16 protein-coding genes are annotated in these 14,980 nt (G+C 67.1%); 11 read left to right on the top strand and 5 right to left on the bottom strand.

The genetic code is table 11. The features are described from left to right. Window positions 1–20 precede the first annotated feature (20 nt). Together E8M84_RS04670 and E8M84_RS04665 are read left to right on the top strand one after the other, a co-directional pair. Window positions 21–1,076, top strand: a complete 1,056-nt coding sequence (locus E8M84_RS04670) for an iron ABC transporter permease (RefSeq protein WP_137109995.1) — start codon at window positions 21–23, stop codon at window positions 1,074–1,076. Further along, window positions 1,073–2,515, top strand: a complete 1,443-nt coding sequence (locus E8M84_RS04665; RefSeq protein ID WP_137109994.1) for a cobyric acid synthase — start codon at window positions 1,073–1,075, stop codon at window positions 2,513–2,515. Before E8M84_RS04670 ends, E8M84_RS04665 begins: the two co-directional genes overlap by 4 nt. Before the next feature lie 27 nt (window positions 2,516–2,542). Here the strand turns inward: E8M84_RS04665 and E8M84_RS04660 are convergent, their stop codons facing one another. Continuing rightward, on the bottom strand, window positions 2,543–3,469 hold the full coding sequence (locus tag E8M84_RS04660) for a zinc ABC transporter substrate-binding protein (protein WP_137109993.1): 927 nt from the start codon (window positions 3,467–3,469) through the stop codon (window positions 2,543–2,545). Between the two features lie 66 nt (window positions 3,470–3,535). On the opposite strand from E8M84_RS04660, the gene E8M84_RS04655 reads away from it, so the two are divergent. The 4 genes from E8M84_RS04655 (at window position 3,536) to E8M84_RS04640 (ending at window position 6,685) form a co-directional block, all read left to right on the top strand. After that, window positions 3,536–4,045, top strand: coding sequence for a Fur family transcriptional regulator (locus tag E8M84_RS04655; RefSeq protein ID WP_137109992.1), 510 nt, complete (start codon window positions 3,536–3,538; stop codon window positions 4,043–4,045). Then, complete coding sequence (locus tag E8M84_RS04650; protein WP_137109991.1) at window positions 4,042–4,800, top strand: metal ABC transporter ATP-binding protein; 759 nt, start codon at window positions 4,042–4,044, stop codon at window positions 4,798–4,800. Before E8M84_RS04655 ends, E8M84_RS04650 begins: the two co-directional genes overlap by 4 nt. Next, window positions 4,793–5,575, top strand: a complete 783-nt coding sequence (locus E8M84_RS04645; RefSeq protein WP_137110831.1) for a metal ABC transporter permease — start codon at window positions 4,793–4,795, stop codon at window positions 5,573–5,575. The genes E8M84_RS04650 and E8M84_RS04645 overlap by 8 nt, the downstream gene beginning before the upstream one ends. Before the next feature lie 81 nt (window positions 5,576–5,656). Then, window positions 5,657–6,685 carry a hypothetical protein gene (locus tag E8M84_RS04640; RefSeq protein WP_137109990.1) on the top strand — a complete coding sequence of 343 codons (1,029 nt, stop codon included), beginning with the start codon at window positions 5,657–5,659 and terminating at the stop codon, window positions 6,683–6,685. A gap of 3 nt (window positions 6,686–6,688) precedes the next feature. Here the strand turns inward: E8M84_RS04640 and speB are convergent, their stop codons facing one another. The 3 genes from speB to E8M84_RS04625 all read right to left on the bottom strand — a co-directional run bounded on the left by speB (window position 6,689) and on the right by E8M84_RS04625 (window position 9,794). Beyond that, window positions 6,689–7,663 carry an agmatinase gene (speB, locus tag E8M84_RS04635; protein ID WP_137109989.1) on the bottom strand — a complete coding sequence of 325 codons (975 nt, stop codon included), beginning with the start codon at window positions 7,661–7,663 and terminating at the stop codon, window positions 6,689–6,691. A gap of 71 nt (window positions 7,664–7,734) precedes the next feature. Then, the gene (locus E8M84_RS04630) at window positions 7,735–8,412 is read right to left on the bottom strand and encodes a phosphoribosyltransferase (protein WP_137109988.1); all 678 of its coding nucleotides are present in this window, start codon (window positions 8,410–8,412) and stop codon (window positions 7,735–7,737) included. 65 nt (window positions 8,413–8,477) lie between these two features. Next, complete coding sequence (locus E8M84_RS04625; RefSeq protein WP_137109987.1) at window positions 8,478–9,794, bottom strand: C13 family peptidase; 1,317 nt, start codon at window positions 9,792–9,794, stop codon at window positions 8,478–8,480. 196 nt (window positions 9,795–9,990) lie between these two features. Between E8M84_RS04625 and E8M84_RS04620 the strand changes: the two genes are divergently transcribed. The 3 genes from E8M84_RS04620 (at window position 9,991) to E8M84_RS04610 (ending at window position 13,348) form a co-directional block, all read left to right on the top strand. Then, window positions 9,991–12,489 carry an FAD-dependent oxidoreductase gene (locus E8M84_RS04620; protein WP_137109986.1) on the top strand — a complete coding sequence of 833 codons (2,499 nt, stop codon included), beginning with the start codon at window positions 9,991–9,993 and terminating at the stop codon, window positions 12,487–12,489. Between the two features lie 148 nt (window positions 12,490–12,637). After that, complete coding sequence (locus E8M84_RS04615; RefSeq protein ID WP_137109985.1) at window positions 12,638–12,964, top strand: hypothetical protein; 327 nt, start codon at window positions 12,638–12,640, stop codon at window positions 12,962–12,964. A gap of 78 nt (window positions 12,965–13,042) precedes the next feature. Continuing rightward, window positions 13,043–13,348: a hypothetical protein gene (locus tag E8M84_RS04610; RefSeq protein ID WP_137109984.1), complete on the top strand. Its 306-nt coding sequence runs from the start codon at window positions 13,043–13,045 to the stop codon at window positions 13,346–13,348. On the opposite strand, the gene E8M84_RS04605 is transcribed toward E8M84_RS04610, so the two are convergent. Then, on the bottom strand, window positions 13,345–13,674 hold the full coding sequence (locus tag E8M84_RS04605) for a metalloregulator ArsR/SmtB family transcription factor (RefSeq protein ID WP_137109983.1): 330 nt from the start codon (window positions 13,672–13,674) through the stop codon (window positions 13,345–13,347). The two genes, E8M84_RS04610 and E8M84_RS04605, sit on opposite strands and share 4 nt — an antisense overlap. Before the next feature lie 193 nt (window positions 13,675–13,867). Between E8M84_RS04605 and E8M84_RS04600 the strand changes: the two genes are divergently transcribed. Together E8M84_RS04600 and E8M84_RS04595 are read left to right on the top strand one after the other, a co-directional pair. Further along, window positions 13,868–14,194 carry an AtpZ/AtpI family protein gene (locus tag E8M84_RS04600; RefSeq protein WP_137109982.1) on the top strand — a complete coding sequence of 109 codons (327 nt, stop codon included), beginning with the start codon at window positions 13,868–13,870 and terminating at the stop codon, window positions 14,192–14,194. Between the two features lie 2 nt (window positions 14,195–14,196). Further along, window positions 14,197–14,952: a F0F1 ATP synthase subunit A gene (locus tag E8M84_RS04595; protein WP_137109981.1), complete on the top strand. Its 756-nt coding sequence runs from the start codon at window positions 14,197–14,199 to the stop codon at window positions 14,950–14,952. The last annotated feature ends 28 nt before the right edge of the window (window positions 14,953–14,980 follow it).

Here is a 14,980-nt window from a genome sequence, read left to right as displayed (position 1 = left end):
GTCGCCCCCGGGGGCCACCCATGACCGAAACGCCCCTCACCGTCCCCACCTCCGCCACCCTCCGCCTCACCCGCCGCGCGGGCTTCGCGCTTGGCGGCGGCGGCGTCCTCCTCCTCGCCATCCTCCTCGCCGTGTCGGTCGGGGCTGTCCCCGTGCCCCTTTCCACCGTCTGGGGTGTCCTGGCGAACCACCTCGTCCCCGGCCTCGTCACCCCCGACTGGACCGAAGGGCGTGAGGCCATCGTCTGGGACATCCGCTTCCCCCGCGCCCTCCTCGCCGCCCTCGTCGGCGCGGGCCTCGGGATCACCGGCGCCGCCCTACAGTCCGTGACCCGCAACCCCTTGGCCGACCCCCACCTTCTCGGCATCTCCTCGGGCGGGGCCTTCGGGGCGATTGCCGCGCTCCTCCACACCGGGCTTTTTCTCGGCCTCCTCACCGTCCCCCTCATGGCCTTTGGCGGAGCGCTTGCCGCCACAGTCCTTGTCCTGGCCGTGGCCCGGGTGACGGGGGCAACCAGCGCCGACCGCCTCGTCCTGGCGGGTGTCGCCGTCAGCTTCATCATCATGGCCGGGGCCAATGTGCTGATCTTCCTCGGCGATCCCAAGGCCACCCACACGGTCGTCTTCTGGATGCTCGGCGGCCTCGGCCTCGCCCAATGGTCGCACCTGATCTATCCGCTGGCCGTCCTCCTCCCCGCGGGCCTCTGGCTCTGGAGCCAAAGCGGTGCCCTGAACGCCATGAGCCTCGGCGATGAAACCGCCGCCTCGCTTGGCATCCCCGTTGCCCGTTTCCGGCTGACCGTCTTCGTCGCAGGCGCCCTCATCACCGGCGTGATGGTCGCCTTCTCCGGCCTCATCGGCTTTGTGGGCCTGATGATGCCCCACCTCGTCCGCTTCGCCGTGGGGGGAGACAACGCCCGCGTTCTCCCCCTCTCCGCCCTTGCCGGGGCCATCTTCCTTGTCGGTGCCGACACCGTCGCTCGCGTCGTCATGGCACCCGAGGACATGCCGATCGGCGTCGTCACCGGCCTTGTCGGCGGGGTGTTCTTCCTCGGGCTCATGGCGCGCAAGACATGAGGATCATGATCCAGGGCGCAGGCTCGAACGTCGGCAAGTCGCTGCTGGTCGCGGGCCTCTGCCGCCATTTCAGCCGCCAGGGCCTGACCGTCCGCCCCTTCAAGCCGCAGAACATGTCGAACAACGCCGCCGTCGCCACCGGGGGCGAAATCGGCCGCGCTCAGGCCTTGCAGGCCCGTGCCTGCGGGGTGCAGCCGCATGTCGACATGAACCCGGTCCTCCTGAAGCCCGAGTCGGAAACCGGCGCGCAGGTCATCGTCCAGGGCAAGCGGCTCACCACCGTCCGCGCAAAGGATTACGCCGCCCTGAAGCCGCAGCTGATGGCCCCGGTCCTCGACAGCTTCCACCGCCTGCACGGCGAAGCCGATCTGGTGATCGTCGAGGGCGCCGGAAGCCCGGCCGAGGTGAACCTGCGCGCGGGCGACATCGCCAACATGGGCTTCGCCATCGCCTCACAGACTCCGGTGATCCTGACCGGAGACATCGACCGCGGCGGCGTCATCGCGCAACTCGTGGGCACCCAGGCCGTCCTTGACCCGCAAGACGCGGCGATGATGCGGGGCTTCCTCATCAACAAGTTCCGCGGCGACCCCCGGCTTTTCGACGACGGCTATCGCCTAATCGAGCAGCGCACCGGCTGGCCCGGCCTCGGCGTCATCCCCTGGTTCGCCCATGCCCACAAGCTCCCCGCCGAAGACGCCGCCGACCTTGGCGGCACGCGGGGGACCGGAGACTTCCTGATCGCCGTCCCGCACCTGAACCGCATCGCCAATTTCGACGACCTGGACCCGTTGGCGCAGGAACCCGGTGTCACCCTCAGGATCATCAAACCCGGCCAGCCCCTGCCGGTCGAGGCCGACCTCATCATCCTCCCCGGCTCGAAGGCGACCATCGCCGACCTGAGCTACTTCCGCGCCCAAGGCTGGGACATCGACCTCGCCGCCGCCCTGAGACGCGGCGCAAAGGTCCTCGGCCTCTGCGGCGGCTACCAGATGCTTGGCCGCGAAATCTCCGATCCGGAAGGGATCGAGGGCAAGCCCGGCTCCGTCCCCGGCCTCGGCCTTCTCGACCTGACGACCACAATGACCCCCGACAAGCGCGTCACGGAAACCGAGGCGCTGCACTCCGCCTCGGGCACCCGGGTCAGAGGCTACGAAATCCACCTCGGCGCGACCTCCGGCCCCGACCGGACGCAGCCCATGTTCACTGTGAACGGCCAGCCCGAAGGTGCCGTGCGCCCCGATGGCCGCGTCATGGGCAGCTACCTTCACGGCATGTTCACCGAAGACGCCTTCCGCCGCGCCTTCCTTGCCAGCCTTGGCGCCACACCCGGCAACGTCAGCTACGACCGGACAGTCGAGGAGACGCTGGACGCCCTGGCCGACCACCTTGCCGCGCATGTCGACTGCGACAGGCTTCTGGCCTTGGCACAGGCGTAGGGCGGGCGATTCCGCCCACCTTCGTCCTTAGCTGCCCGCACAATCCGCGATCGTCTGCGCCAACCCGCGCAACAACGCGGCATAGGCCCCCGGACCCGGCTCCAGCGACGAGCCCACCGGGTCCAGCGCCCCGCCGACCTTCGCGCCGGTCCCTTCGGCCATCTGGCTCACCAAAGCCGGGTCGTGCTGCACCTCGGGGAAGATGCACAGGACCTCGCCCGCTTCCAGCGTGGCGCGCAGGTCCGCCAGCCGTGCGGCCCCGGGCGAGGCTGCGTCGCCTTCGGCAATGCTGCCCATCTGCTTCAGGCCATAATGATCGACGAAATAGCCATAGGCGTCGTGGAAGGCCACAAACGGCTTGTCCTTGACCGGAGCCAGCAGCGCCTGCAACTCGGCATCCAGCGCCGCGATCTGCTCGCTTGCCGCAGCCGCATTGGCCGTGTAGGTCGCGGCATTATCCGGGTCCAGCTTGCCCAGATCGGCCGCGATCAACCCCAGCCAGACCTGCGCATTGCCGGGGTCAAGCCAGGCATGCGGGTCTTCCGATCCATGATCGTGCCCGTGGTCATGCCCCGCCTCATCGGCATGTTCATCTTCGTGCCCGTGGTCGTCCGTCTTCGCCTCACCATAGGGACGCCGCACCGTGCCCTCGGCATCCAGCAGCGCCAGTGCCGAAGCGCCCTCGGGACGGCTGTCCATCGCGCCGTCCAGCCACGGGGTCAGCTCCGGCCCGATCCAGACCACCAGGTCCGCATCCGCCACCGCGCCTGCCTGGCTGGGCTTCAGCTGAAAGTCATGTTCGTCCGCGCCCTTGGCCAGCAAGAGGTCCGGTTGGCCCAGATCGCCCATCACCTGCGCCACCAGCGCATGAACCGGCGGGATATCGGCAACCACCTTGGGGACCTCTGCCAGTGCGGGGGTGGCGGTGGCAAAAAGAGTAATGATATAACGCATCGGGCGGGTTCCTTCTGACATGATCCGCTCTATGTATGTAATATCATAACAGGTCAAGAGCCGCCGATGCCCGACACCCACGACTGCCCAGGCTGTGCGGCCCCCGATCTGGCCTTTGCCGCGCATGACCACGCTCATTGCTCGCATGACGCGCTGGAACGGGCCGAGGCGCTGACAGCCGCCACCGGTGCCCGGCTGACCCCGGTGCGGCGGCGGGCGCTGGAGATCCTCCTGGAGGAACACAAGGCGCTTGGCGCCTATGACGTCCTGGCGCGGCTTGCGGCCGAAGGCTTCGGCAACCAGCCACCCGTCGCCTACCGCGCGCTGGAGTTCCTGGTGGAACAGGGCCTTGCTCACCGCATCCAGCGCCTGAATGCCTTCACCGCCTGCGTCCACCCGGGCGAGGACCATGCCCCCGCCTTCCTGATCTGCCGCGCCTGTCACACGGTCGCCGAGGCCGAAGCCAGTGGTGCCCGCCAGTCGCTGGAGGCCGAGGCCGCCCGCGCCGGGTTCCAGGTCGAACGCACCACCATCGAGGCGCTTGGCCTGTGCCCGAACTGCCGGGGGCAGGCATGAGCCTTCTGTCCGCCGACCATGTCTGCGTCCGCTTCGGGGCGGATGAAGTGCTGCACGACATCAGCCTGAAGATCGACCCGGGCGAGATCGTCACGATCCTCGGTCCCAACGGCTCCGGAAAGTCCACCCTCCTCCGCGCGCTTCTGGGCATCGTCCCGGTGGCCGAGGGTCGCATCCTACGCGAGGCGGGGCTGCGCGTGGGCTATGTCCCGCAGAAGCTGACCGTCGACCGCACGATGCCGATCACTGTCCGGCGGTTCCTGTCCCTGCCGACCCGCGTCACCGATCATGCCGCCGCCGAGGCCCTGGCGCGCGTCGGCATGGCGGGGCAGGAGCGGGAGCAGATGACCACCCTGTCGGGCGGGCAGCTGCAGCGGGTGCTTCTGGCCCGCGCCCTTCTGGGCAAGCCGCAACTCCTGATGCTGGACGAGCCGACCTCGGGCCTTGACCAGCTGGGCGAGGCCGCCTTCTACCGGCTGATCGAGGAGGTTCGGGCCGAGACAGGGGCGGCGGTCCTGATGATCAGCCACGACCTGCATGTGGTGATGGCCGCCAGCGACCGGGTGATCTGCCTGAACGGCCATATCTGCTGCGAAGGCACGCCCCGCGTCGTGTCCACCGCACCGGAATACCGCGCCCTGTTCGGCCTTGGCACGCAAGGCGCGCTGGCGCTCTACCGCCACGAACATGACCACGATCACGAAGACGGCCACCCGCACCACCATCATCACCACCACGAGCACGACCATGCTTGACGATTTCCTGGTCCGCGCCGGTCTGGCGGCTGTCGGCCTGTCGCTTGCCACCGGGCCGCTCGGGTCGTTCGTGGTCTGGCGCCGCATGGCCTACTTCGGCGATGCGACCGCCCATGCCGCCGTCCTGGGCGTGGCGCTGGCGCTGGCCACCGACCTGCCCATCGGGATCGGCACCCTCACCGTCGCGCTGGCCATGGCTGTCACCGTTGCGGGCCTGTCCGCACGCGGCTGGGCGATGGACACGACGCTTGGCGTCCTCGCCCATTCGGCGCTCGCCTTCGGCCTTGTCGCCGTCAGCTTCTTCCCTGCCGTCCGCACCGACCTGTCGAGCTACCTTTTCGGCGACATCCTTGCCGTCTCGCGGCCCGACCTGGCGCTGGTCTGGGCGGGATCGCTTGCCGTCCTCGCCCTCATGGCCTGGCGCTGGCAGCGGCTGCTGACCGCCACCCTGTCGGAAGACCTTGCCCATGCCGCCGGGATCAACCCCGACCGCGAGCGGCTGGTCCTGACGATCGCCCTTGCCCTGGTCGTCGCGGTCGCGCTGAAAATCGTCGGCGCGCTTCTGATCGCGGCGATGCTCATCATCCCCGCCGCCACCGCCCGCAGCCTGGCCCGGACCCCCGAGGCGATGGCGCTTCTGGCGATTGCCGTGGGCGCGCTGTCGGGTCTGGGCGGGCTGGCGCTGTCGCTCTGGCAAGACACGCCGACCGGGCCGTCGATCATCGTGATCGCGGCCACGCTTTTCGCGCTGTCCACGGCCTGGCGTCGGGCATGACCGGAAGAATCTTTTCGCCTTGCCCGAAGCTTGCCCAATTTCCCGGCTATTCCTGACGCGCGCGCAGACAAGGACTGACTCGTGATACGGCTCATCGGCACCCTTCTCATGCTCACCACCACGGCGGGCGGCTACATGTTCTACGACTACAAGATGTCCGCGCGCATGGCCGGCGGCGACAGCGCACAGGAGCTGACGTTCTCCGAGTACCTGTCGCATCTGTCCGGCCGGGTGGCCGGTCTGTCCGCCGCAGCCAGCACAAGCGGTCTGCCGACCAAGCTGGCCGACATGCTGCCACGCCCGCCCGAAGGCTGGAAAGCCCGTGCCGTGGCCCCCGAGGATATCGACCCGTTCCTGCCCAGCTCGAAAAAGAAGGCCGACAAGGCTGCCGTTGCGGCGCTTGAGTCCCTGCTGAAGACCGATTCGGGCGAAGGCACCGAGGTCGCGACCCTCGCCTATCAGAAGGGCGACCGGACTGTACTGATCCGCGCGGTGCGCTATCCGAACCTGATCTTCACCGGCTTTGCGGCGCTGGACCAGCGCAAGAACCTGCAGGACATGGGCGCGCAGTTCCGCGGGACCCCGTTCATGACCGTCCGCGGCCTGGACGTGACCGAGGATCTTCTGCCCGAAGGGTTCCGGGGACGGCTGTTCCTGGCCGATGTCGGCGCGCAGATCCACCTGCGGGTGCTGGCGCCCAAGCGGATGAAGGATGCCGAACTGGTGGCCTTCTTCGAAACCCTGCATGTCGAGGCGATGAATGCCAGCGTGATCGACAAGGCCGAGGGGCTGGGGAAGGTGCCGGTGATCCTGCTGGCCTCGGCCATGGCGGATACGGACCGCGATGCCTACTACGCCGCCCGCACCGCGCGAGCGGAAGAAGAAGCCAGACGTGAGGAAGCCGGTCGCAAGGCCGCGGAGGCCGAGGCCGCGTCAGGCGCGGCGGCGGAAGATGTCGGGATCAGCGACATGATCGGCAGCCTGTTCGGCGGAAACGAACCCAAGGCCGAAGAACCGGCACCGGCAGCCAAGCCGGAACCGAAGGACGCGGACTGCACGACCAGCAAGGACGGCGTCAAGCGCTGCAAGGTCGGCGCGACCGAGGGCTGACGGTCAGAACGTCAGCCCCGAAAACCGCGACGGGTTCTGCGGCACGCCGGGCAGGACGCACAGCATCTCGTACAGGTAGTTCGCCGCGATCAGCGCGGTGTTGCCCGAAGGGTCGTAGGGGGGCGAGACCTCGACCAGATCGCAGCCCACTAGGTTCAACCCGGCGCAGCCCCGGATGATCTCCAACCCCTGCCATGTCGACAGCCCGCCGGGTTCGACCGTCCCCGTGCCCGGCGCGAAGGCCGAATCCAGGCTGTCGATGTCATAGGTCAGATAAACCGGCGCATCGCCGATCCTGTCCCGCACGATCCGCATCAGCGGCGTCAGCGACTTGTGCCAGCATTCCTCGGCCTGCACCACCGTCCAGCCCTTGTCGCGGCCCCAGTTGAAATCGTCCGCCGCATACCCCGTGGCGCGCAGGCCGATCTGGAACACCTTGTCGCTCAGCAGACAGCCATCCTCCCAGGCCCGGCGGAAGGGGCAGCCATGCGCCACTGTCTCGCCGAACATCGTGTCGTTGATGTCGGCATGGGCATCGACATGGATCAGCGCCACAGGGCCATGCCGTTCCTTGATCGCGCGCAGGATCGGCCAGGTCAGCGTGTGGTCGCCGCCGAGGGTCAATGGGATGACGCCTTCCGCCAGCACTCCCCGGTAATGGGCGGTGATGATGTCCACCGTCTTCTTCAGGTCGAAGGTGTTGATCGCCACATCGCCCAGGTCGGCGACCTGCAGATGCTCGAACGGGGCGGCCCCTGTCGCCATGTTGTAGGGACGGATCATGCGGCTCTCGTCCCGGATCTGCCGGGGGCCAAGGCGGGTCCCCGGGCGATTGCTGGTGCCATGATCCATCGGGATGCCGATGAAGGCCGCGTCCAACCCCTTGGCGCTGGTCGCTGCCGGCAGCCGCATCATCGTAGCCGGTCCGCCGAAACGCGGCATCTCGTTGCCGCCGAGGGGTTGATTGAACTGGGTCATCCTGTGCGCCTTTCCCGACCATCGCCCCTGCATCGGGCTGCTGCAGCTTTAGCCGGAAGGCAGCGTGCCGCCTAGCCCGCCTGCGACCTACCGGATGACGCAGGACGCCGCGCCGCACCCAGGATGCGGCGCACCTCGTCATCCTGCAGCTGCGGGAACAGTGCATAATGCCGACCCACGGCGATGAAATCGGCGGGTGAGAAAAGGCACACGACCTCGTCGGCCAGACCGGTCAGCGCCACGACCACATCCGGCGGGGCAACGGGCGTTGCCACCACGACGCGGGCGGGCTCACCCGACCGGACCGCGGCGATCGCGGCCCGCATGGTGGCCCCGGTTGCAACCCCATCGTCCACCAGGATGACCGTCTTGCCCCGCACGGCCCCCATTTCCACGCCCCCACCCCACAGAGCCCGCCGCCGTGCCAGTTCCGCCCGCTCGGGCGCAGCCCTCGCCTCGATCCCCGCCGGCCCAAGCCCGGACCGCAGAACCAGCGCCTCGTTCAGGATCAGCGTTTCGCCCGCAGGCCCGGCGATGGCACCCAGCGCAAGTTCCGGATTCTCCGGCATGCCGATCTTGCGCACCAGCAGGATGTCCAGTGGCGCGTTCAGGGCCGTTGCCACCTCGGCTGCGACGGGCACTCCGCCGCGCGGCAGTCCAAGGACCAGCGTTCCTGGTCCTCTTAGATGCGACAACCGTGGCGCAAGCGCCTGACCTGCCGCGCGGCGATCCGGGAACCGGGCGTCCATCGCAATGCTCCCCACGAACCTTGGGCAAGACTGCACTCTGGCCGGGCGCGGTGCCTTGATCCCGGTCAATCGACCCCTGGCGTGGACAGCGCGCGTGCTGCCAGCACCCGGTCCAGCACTGCGCCGATCTCGGCGCCTTCGCTGACCTGCGGCAGGCTGGGCGTCAGCCCGTCCGCCGCTTCCTTCCGCGCCACGTCCTCTGCCGCAACCGGGAAGGCCTTGCGCGGGTCCGGGTCCGCCCGCAGCGCGCGGTCGAAGAAGGACTCGCCGAACTCGGTCCACTCCGCCCCGTCGCGGCAGCCGAAAGACGTCCGGTCCCCCCGCGCCGCGGTGATCACCAGCCTGTCGGGCGCTTCGATATCGTCGATGAACGACCCCGAGAAGCAGGCCGAAACGACAATCACCGCCGGGCCGATGCCGCTGTCGTCCAGCATTGCCTTGAACTCGTCGGAGGTCAGGTTCTTCGTCCCCGCCTCGTAGAACTCCAGCGCGAACTCGTCCTCGCGGCCATGCGAAGTGAGGAACAGGAAGGCCAGGTCCTCCTGCCCCTGCCGCGCGCCGATTTCGGACAGGGCACGGGCAAGGTTCGCCCGGTTCGCCAGCGGATAGCGGGTCGGATGGTCATGGCTGTTGGCCAGCCGCAAGGTCCGCGCCCCCGCGCCGTACTGAGTATCCAGGATGCCCGCGACACTCTCGACCTCGGTCAGGAACACCGACTGATCCGCCGTCCCGCCCAGGGCCAGCGCAAAGACATCCGGCTCTCCGGGCGCCCCGGGCGCAAGGGCAGCGATCTGCTCGCCCATCAGCCGATCTTGCGCCGCATACAGCGCCTCGACATCGACCGGAGTATAGTCGTCCGCCCAGGCCGCATCGGGGAAGACATAGAACTCATCGACACTGAACCAGCGCAGCGCGATTTCCTTGGCCCCCAGGAACACCACCGCCATCACCAGCCCCGCCCGCAGCCACTGGCGCAAGGGCGCACGCAGAAGCCAAACCAGCAGCGCGATCTGCACCAGATGCACGATGCCCCGGATAAGGCTGACTCGCGCCTCGGTCGCATAAAGCTGCGGCGCCTCGCGGAACAGGGTCCAGAGCAGCTGATTCAGCACCCCGCCCACAAGGAACAGGACCGTCACCGACCGGACCAGCAGGTCGAGCCGTCCGACCAGCGCCAGTGCGACCACCAGCCCGGCGACCACCACTGCGCTTTGTGCGACGGCAACCTGCAGACCCCAGGGTGAAAGCTCTCCGCCCGGGCCGAAGGTCGTGACCTGAGCGGCATATTCGGACAGCCAGTAAAGGACGATCGCCGCGAGGGCCACAAGGGCTGGGCGGGGGGAAGATACTGGCGGATGTGTGAACGATTCTGTCGATTCCATGGGGCCGGTTGAAATCCAAGAAACGGGCAAGACTTGGGCAAGGCGATGGAAAGCCCTGCCCGGCGTGCCGCTCTGTCGGCACGATCTGATGCAAGAGCGACAGCATGTCGTTTTCGGACCTCAAAGGTCGCGTAACTTTGCCCGCTTTCCCGCGCCTCTGGCACATAGGGGCAAACCTATTGCGGGAGTCCCTTCCATGAAAACCCATGTCAAAGCCCTGGTCGTCGGCGGCGGAGCCGTCGGCACCGGCATCGCCTACCACCTGGCGAAAGCGGGCTGGGACACCATGCTGGTCGAGCGGGACGAGCTGACCGCAGGATCGACCTGGCATGCCGCGGGCCTCCTGCCCCTGTTCAACATGTCCTACGCGACGACCCACATCCACAAGTACTCGGTCGACTTCTACAAGGGCCTGGAGGCGGAGACGGGCCTGAACCCCGGCTTCTACGTCGTCGGCAACCTGCGGATGGCGCAGCACCAGCAGCGGATGGACGAATACATGCTGTATTCCTCTGTCGCCGAAACCGCCGGGGTCTACCACGAGTTCCTGACGCCTAAGGAAATCAAGGACCGCTGGCCGCTGGTGCGGACCGAGGACCTGATCGGCGCGCTCTACCACCCGCAGGACGGCTACATCAATCCGGCCGACGTGACCCAGGCGATGGCCAAGGGCGCCCGCCAGTTGGGTGCCACCATCGAACGCAAGATCCAGGTCGACGGCTACCGCTGGACGGGGTCGGAATGGATCGTCTCCTGCACCCGGCTTGAAGAGAAAGGCGGCATGCTCGTCGCCACCGACGACAAGTTCGACATCACCGCCGAACACGTCGTCACCGCCACCGGCAACCACGCCCAGCGGACGGCGAAGCTTCTCGGCATCAAGACCCCCGCCGTCGTCGTCGAACACCAGTACATCGTGACCGAGCCCGACCCGGCCCTTGTCGAATGGCGCAAGACCAATCCCCAGCACCCGGTCCTGAGGGACGCCGACGCCAAGTGGTACGTCCGCGAAGAACGCGGCGGCTGGATCCTCGGCCCCTACGAAAAGGGCGCCCCCGCCCGCTTCCAGTACGGCGTCCCCGACAGCTTCCGCGCCGACCTCTTCCCGCTCGACCTCGAACGGATCGAGCAGGAATACATGTCCTTCATCCACCGGATTCCGTCGTCGGAAACCGTCGGCCTCAAGGACGACTACAACGGCCCGATCTGCTATACCCCCGACGGCAACCCGCTGGTCGGCCCCGCCCCGGGCCTGCGCAACATGTGGCTGGCGGAGGGCTTCTCCTTCGGCATCACCGCGGCAGGCGGCACCGGCTATTACCTCGCCCAGCTGATGACGCAAGGCGAGGCCGAGATCGACATGGCCTCGCTCGACCCCAAGCGCTTTGGCGGCTGGATGACCACCGAATACGCCTCCCGCAAGAACGAGGAGTGCTACGACCACGTCTTCATCCTGCACCACCCGGATGAGGAACGCGAAGCCTGCCGCCCCCTGCGGACCGCCCCCGCCTATGACCGCCAGAAGGAAATGGGCGCGCAGTTCGGCCAGGTGAACGGCTGGGAACGCCCGAACTACTACGGGCCCAAGGACGCGCCCGCCGACTTCGACCACAACGGCCGCAGCTTCCGCCGTGGCACCTGGTGGCCTTATGCGAAAGCGGAAGCGGAAGCCGTCCGCAACACCGTCGGCATTATCGACGCCAGCGCCTTCACCAAGCACCTTGTCCGTGGGCCGGGGGCGACGGCCTTCCTCGACCACTTCACCTGCAACAAGCTGCCGAACGTGGGCCGGATCAACCTGACCTATGCGCTCACCGACCACGGCACCACGCGGACGGAATACACCATCGTCCGCCTCAAGCAGGACGAATACTACCTGATCTCCGCCGGGGCCTGGACGGCCTATGACTATGACTTCCTGCAGAAAGCCGCCGACGACTGGATGGCTTCGGGCCGCGGCCACATCGACATCCACGACGTCACCACCCAATGGGGCGTCTATGCCCTTGCCGGCCCCAACGCCCGCGCGCTTCTGAAGGACATCGTCAAGGACGCCGACCCCGACACCGTCCTTGGCAACAAGCGCTTCCCCTGGCTGTCCTACCGCGACATCGAACTGGGCATGTGCCCCGTCCGCGCCGTCCGCGTCGCCTACACCGGGGAACTCGGCTGGGAACTCCACTACCCCATCGAATTCGGCCGCTACCTTTGGGACCTGATCTGGTCGGTCGGCGAAAGGCACGGGTTGAAAGGCGTCGGCGCCCGCGCCCAGAACTGGCTGCGCCAGGAAAAATCCTACCGCGCCTTCGGCTCCGAGCTTGGCCGCGACGCAACCCCGCTGGAAGCCGCACTCGACCGCTTCGTGGACCTGACGAAGGACTTCCGCGGCAAGCAGAAGATGCTCGACACCGGCATCCGGGCCAAGTGCGTCACCCTGCTGATCGACGGGCCGTCGGACACCGATCCGTGGGGCAAGGAAGCCATCATCCATGACGGCATCAAGGTCGGGCGCCTCACTTCGGGCGGCTACTCCGTCGCCTTCGGCAAGCAGATCGGCATGGGCTATGTCCCCGCGGCGCTGGCGGAACCCGGCCAGAAGCTGAAGGTCAAGATCCAGCTCAAGGAATGGGACGCCGTCGTGACCGAGGACAGCCCCTTCGACCCCACAAACGCCCGCATCCGCATCGACGGGTAAGCGATTTCCTCGAAGACATCGTATCGGAGCCTTCAAGGGCTCCGGTTCGACATCTTCGAGGATCTCGGTGCGCCGAACGACGGGCGGATTGCAGCCTTGGCCGCTCTGCCCGTCTTGAAGCACGACACGGACAACCCATCTCTATTCGATGGCCGCCAAACAAAGACGGGAACGCCGGTTCCAACGACAGTTCGACGCGCTGGGACGGTTGGTCCCGGTCCTGCGCGGTCCGATGTCGACCCTGCGGAAGGACAGCTGGTTCCCGATCCGCTTTCCCATTGCGATCATGCTGATCATCGGGGGGCTTCTGTCCTTTCTACCGGTCCTTGGTATCTGGATGCTTCCCCTTGGCCTCCTGCTTCTGGCCGTTGACCTGCCGGTGCTGCGCGGCCCGATCTCCGTGCTTATCATCCGCACGCGCCGCAAAGGCAAGCTGTGGCTTCGGCGCTGGCGGCAGCGCCATTCAGGGCATTAGGCCTGACCGCGCGGCAAGATCGACTGTCGCGCGCCTGTCGCAGTTCCGGCGCATGATCGCGGGAGAGGACGCCCCCGCATGTCACGACGCGAGCGCAGGTTTCATCGGCAGTTCCACGCGCTGGAACGCCTGGTCCCGCCATTGCGCGGGCCGCTGACCCATCTGCGCCGGGGCCACTGGTTTCCCATCCGCTTTCCGCTTGCAGTCCTCCTGACCATCGGCGGACTTTTCTGGTTCCTGCCGGTCCTCGGCCTCTGGATGCTGCCTGCGGGGCTCCTCCTCCTGGCCATCGACCTGCCCCACCTGCGCGGACCGATCTCGGCGGCGATCATCCGGGGTCGCCGGTCGGCGCAACGCTGGCTCCGGCGCTGGCGGAGACGCTAGTCTTCGTCGGACAGCTCCTGCTCCAGAAACCGCTCGAAGGCGTCGAGGTCCAGCGGATCGACCTGTCCGAAGGCCCGCATCCAGACCGAGGCCTCGCGCATCGCCTCTGGCTCCAGCTTGCACCAGATCACCCGGCCCCGCCTTTCCCGGCTGATGAGGCCCGCATCGGACAGGACAGCCAGGTGCTTGGAAATCGCCGCAAGGCTCATGGCAAAGGGTTCGGCCACATCGGTAACCGCCATGTCGTCTTCCAGCAGCATCGACAGGATCGCCCGCCGTGTCGGGTCGGACAGTGCGGCAAAGACGGCGTCCAGGCGATTGGTCATGGCGCAACTATTCAGCGGCCCCCGACAATCGTCAACCACGGGGTTGAATATGCAGAACCGCACCAAAGCGGCCTTCGGCCCCCGGTGGCGGCATTGAAATCAAGCAATTCCAGCATCTTACGCATCAGCCAGCGCACTTGACTCTGCACCCCCCGCTCCGTAGAACCGCGGCGACCGTGAAAGGACCTGTCCGATGGCGTCCGAACCCGATCCTGACCGTCTGAAGGCTCTCGAAGAGAAGCTGCAGAAGGTAAAAGGGAAGGAACCGCCGCCGCAGACCAACACGGCCAAGGGTTTCTCGCAGGGCGAGGTGGCCTGGAGGATGGTGATCGAACTGGCGACCGGCATCATGCTGGGAACTGCCATCGGTTACGGGATTGACGCGCTGTTCGGCACGCTCCCGATCTTCCTGGTGATCTTCTCGCTCTTCGGCTTCGCGGCAGGCGTCAAGACGATGCTGGGGTCCGCGAAGGAACTGGGACGAAAGGCGGAAGCAGCCGCCAAGAACGAAGGGAACTGACGATGGCGACGGAAGAGCACGCTGGCGGACTGCAGATCCACCCGATGGATCAATTCGTGGTCAAGCCGCTGTTCGGCGACGGCCCCATCGAGTGGTACACGCCCACCAACGTCACCCTCTGGATGGGCATTGCCGTCCTCGCGATGATCGCGCTGCTGGTCCTGTCGACCCGCCGCCGCGCCATCGTCCCCTCGCGCGGGCAGTCGGTGGCCGAGTTGTTCTACGGCTTCATCCACAAGATGGTCGAAGACGTCGCCGGCCACGAAGGCCTGAAGTTCTTCCCCTACATCATGACGCTTTTCATGTTCGTCTTCCTGTCGAACATGCTGGGCCTGATCCCGATGTCCTTCACCACCACCTCGCACATCGCCGTCACGGCGGTCCTGGCGCTCCTGGTGTTCCTGACCGTCACGCTGGTCGGCTTCTACCGCAAGGGTATCGGCTTCCTGTCGATGTTCTGGGTCTCCTCGGCGCCCCTGATCCTGCGCCCGATCCTCGCGGTGATCGAACTCATCTCCTACTTCGTGCGCCCGCTCAGCCACTCCATCCGTCTTGGCGGCAACCTGATGGCCGGTCACGCCGTGATCAAGGTCTTCGCAGGGTTCGCTGGCGCCATGGGCGTGGCCTCGGTCGTCCCGATCGCCGCCATCGCCGCGATCTATGGCCTCGAACTCCTCGTCGCGGCCGTTCAGGCCTACGTCTTCACCATTCTGACCTGCGTCTACCTTCGTGACGCGGTGGGCGACGCCCACCACTAAGGTCCGGACAACAACCTCAGCATTCCAA

It is taken from the genome of Rhodobacter sp. SY28-1, assembly GCF_005222785.1.
Lineage (GTDB): Bacteria > Pseudomonadota > Alphaproteobacteria > Rhodobacterales > Rhodobacteraceae > Tabrizicola.
This window is presented reverse-complemented; position numbering and strand designations above follow the sequence as displayed.